Below are 3,351 nucleotides of genomic sequence, written 5' to 3'. Positions count from 1 at the left end.
GTACGACCTGGCGTACCTCGGGTCGCTGGACCTGGTGCCCGGCTGGCCCGGCGCGGACGCCTGCCCGCCGCAGCCGATGGTCGGCCAGACCCGGGCGGTGCTCGACCGGTACGCGGCGGCCGGCGGGGCGTACCACGAGGTGGTGCTGCCCGCCTGCGGACACAGCCCGCACCTGGAGCGCCCGGCGGAGTTCGTCGCCGAGTTGTTGGCCCTGACCAGCGGGTCGACCGCCTGACCGACGGCCCGACGGTCGGCCGGAAAGCAGCGCCGTGCCGTGGGTGAAATATGCCACGGCGTCTCGACAACTCACCGTCACGTGGCAGACTCGCGCGCATAACCTTAGCGGCCGTTCAGTGGTCGTGCGGAGTCTCTGGGGAGGCCGGTCGTGGCGCGCGAGTTCAGCACCGTAGGCGTGGTCGGGCTGGGCACCATGGGTGCCGGCATCGTCGAGGTCTTCGCCCGCAACGGCATCGACGTGGTGGCCGTGGAGATCTCCGCACCCGCCCTGGAACGCGGCCGGGCCACCCTGAAGGGCTCCACCGACCGGGCGGTCGCCAAGGGCAAGCTCGCCGAGGCGGACCGCGACGCCCTGCACGAGCGGGTGCACTTCGCGGTCGGGCTGGACGCGCTGCACTCCGTCGACCTGGTCATCGAGGCGGTGCCCGAGCACCTGGACCTCAAGCAGCGGATCTTCGCGGAGCTGGACCGGGTCTGCCGCCCCGACACGATCCTCGCCACCAACACCTCGTCGCTGAGCGTCACCGAGATCTCGGTGGCCACCAGCCGACCCAACCAGGTGATCGGCATCCACTTCTTCAACCCGGCCCCGGTGATGAAGCTGGTCGAGGTGGTCCGCACCGTCGTCACCGCGCCCGAGGTGGTCGCCGACGTGGAGGCGCTCTGCGCCCGGCTCGGCAAGGTCGACGTCACCATCAACGACCGGGCCGGCTTCATCGCCAACGCGCTGCTCTTCGGCTACCTCAACCACGCCGTCGGCATGTTCGAGTCGCACTACGCGACCCGGGAGGACATCGACGCCGCGATGAAGCTCGGCTGCGGCCTGCCGATGGGCCCGCTGGCGCTGATGGACCTCATCGGTCTGGACACCGCGTACGAGATCCTCGATACCATGTACCGGCGCGGCGGGCGGGACCGCCGGCACGCCCCGGTGCCGCTGCTCAAGCAGATGGTGACGGCGGGACTGCTCGGCCGGAAGTCCGGCCGGGGCTTCTACACCTACGAGCGGCCCGGCTCCCCGGTGGTCGTACCGGATGAGGCGACGCCGCTGGCCACGGAGTCGGCGCTCGCCGACGGGGCTCGCGCCATCGCGAAGGTGGGCGTGGTGGGTTCCGGGACGATGGCCACCGGGATCATCGAGGTGTTCGCGAAGGCCGGCTACGAGGTCGTCTCGGTCACCCGCGGCGCGGAGAAGTCCGCGAAGGTCTGCGAGGCGGTGAAGACCTCGCTGAACAAGGGCGTGGTGCGCGGCAAGCTCGCCGAGACCGACCGGGACGCCGCGCTGGGCCGGATCAGCTGGTCCGCCACGCTCGACCACCTCGCCGACGTCGACCTGGTGGTCGAGGCGGTCGTCGAGGAGTTGAGCGTCAAGAAGGCCCTCTTCGCCAGCCTCGACGAGATCTGCAAGCCGGGCGTCGTGCTGGCCACCACCACCTCGTCGCTGCCGGTGATCGACGTGGCGATGGCCACCCAGCGGCCGGCCGACGTGGTGGGGCTGCACTTCTTCAACCCGGCGCCGGTCATGCCGCTGGTCGAGGTCGTCCGCACCATCCGCACCTCCCCGGAGGCCACCGCCACCGCCCGCGCCGTCTGCGCCGCCCTCGGCAAGACCGGCGTGGTCTGCGGCGACCGGTCCGGGTTCATCGTCAACGCGCTGCTCTTCCCGTACCTGAACGACGCGGTGAAGATGCTGGAGGCCAGCTACTCCACGGCCGACGACATCGACCACGCCATGAAGCTGGGCTGCGGCTACCCGATGGGCCCGTTCGAGCTGCTGGACGTGGTGGGGCTGGACGTCTCCCTGGCCATCCAACGCGAGCTGTACCTGGAGCTGCGCGAGCCGGGCTTCGCGCCCGCGCCGCTGCTGGAGCACCTGGTCACCGCCGGCTATCTGGGCCGCAAGACCCGCCGCGGCTTCCGCGACCACTCACACCGCTGACCGGGTCAACGCTCGCGGGCGCTGGGCGCGTCTGCAGGGTGTGACCTTCGAGGAGTACGTCAGCAGCCGGGGTCCGGCGCTGGTCCGGCTCGCCCGGCTGCTGACCGGTGACGAGCACCGGGCCGAGGACCTTGCCCAGGACGTGCTGTCCCAGGCGTACGTGCAGTGGCGCCGGATCGCCCGTGCCGACCGTCCGGACGTGTACGTGCGCCGGATGCTGGTCAACGCCAACATCTCCTGGTGGAGGCGACGGTCCAGCCGGGAACTGGTCGTCGACACCTTCGCCGAGCGGGCGCACCGGGGCGACCTGGGCGGCGAAGCGGCCGACCGGGACGAGATGTGGCGGCTGATCCTGGGCCTGCCCGACCGTCAGCGGGCGGTCCTGGTGCTGCGCTACTACGAGGACCTCGACGACGCGACGATCGCGCAGATCCTGAACTGCTCGCCGGTCACCGTCCGTACCCACGCGATGCGGGCGCTCGCCAACCTCCGGGAGCGCTGCGGTGCCCCGGCCAGCAACGGGAGCCGACCGTGACAGACCTCGACGAGCGGATCATCTCCACCCTGCGGAAGCACGCCGAGGGTCAGGTGGACATCAGCCGGTTGACCAGCGGGGCGGTTGCCCGGGGCCGGGCCCGGCGGATGCGGCGATGGGCCGCGGTGGGCGGGACGGCGCTCGGCGTGGTGACCGTGCTCGGCCTCGGCGTGGCGGGCGGCGGTGGGCTGCCCGTGCGGGTGCCGTGGACGGGGGCGAAACCGGCAGACCAGGCGGCCACGCCGGCGGCGGCCCCCGGGGTGCCGGGGGCACTCACCCGGCCTGATCTGGTCGGAAAGGACCCCGGTCTGCTGCACTTCGGCGTCGACCCGGCTCACGCCCGCTACCTGAGCTGGCGGTCGGCGGCCGGCCTGGAGAGCGCCCAACTGGATCTCGGCGGTGCGGCGCCGGTCAGTTTCTCCCTCGCCCGCAGCGCCGCCGTCGCCGAGGAGGTCCACCTGGAGGGCGACAGGTACGTCCCGCAACCGGCGGACCCGCCCTACGACGGTCAGCTGGAGCGGCTCTCCGCGGGCGGCGCCGATCCGATCTGGGTGCTGCGGTGGCAGCCGGTGCCCGGCCTCTTCGCCCGCCTGCGCACGGTGGCGCCCACCGACGCGGCGCTGCAGGCGGCCAGGAGCGC

At 72.4% G+C, this 3,351-nt stretch carries 3 protein-coding genes and 1 pseudogene; all 4 read left to right on the top strand.

From position 1 onward, the window contains the following. Positions 1-235: alpha/beta fold hydrolase (locus tag KBX53_RS27030; RefSeq protein WP_369010013.1), on the top strand; the 235-nt coding region annotated here is incomplete at its 5' end. A 150-nt stretch (positions 236-385) separates the two neighbouring features. Next, on the top strand, positions 386-2,176 hold the full coding sequence (locus KBX53_RS27025; protein WP_210862348.1) for a 3-hydroxyacyl-CoA dehydrogenase family protein: 1,791 nt from the start codon (positions 386-388) through the stop codon (positions 2,174-2,176). Positions 2,177-2,216: 40 nt separating this feature from the next. After that, positions 2,217-2,711, top strand: coding sequence for a SigE family RNA polymerase sigma factor (locus tag KBX53_RS27020; RefSeq protein WP_030333215.1), 495 nt, complete (start codon positions 2,217-2,219; stop codon positions 2,709-2,711). After that, positions 2,708-3,351 (top strand): annotated as a pseudogene (locus tag KBX53_RS27015) (hypothetical protein); the annotation flags it as partial. The gene KBX53_RS27020 and the pseudogene KBX53_RS27015, both read left to right, overlap by 4 nt.

Origin of the sequence: Micromonospora sp. M51 (assembly GCF_018070305.1) — a bacterium.
Taxonomy (GTDB): Bacteria; Actinomycetota; Actinomycetes; order Mycobacteriales; family Micromonosporaceae; genus Micromonospora; species Micromonospora parva.
This window is presented reverse-complemented; position numbering and strand designations above follow the sequence as displayed.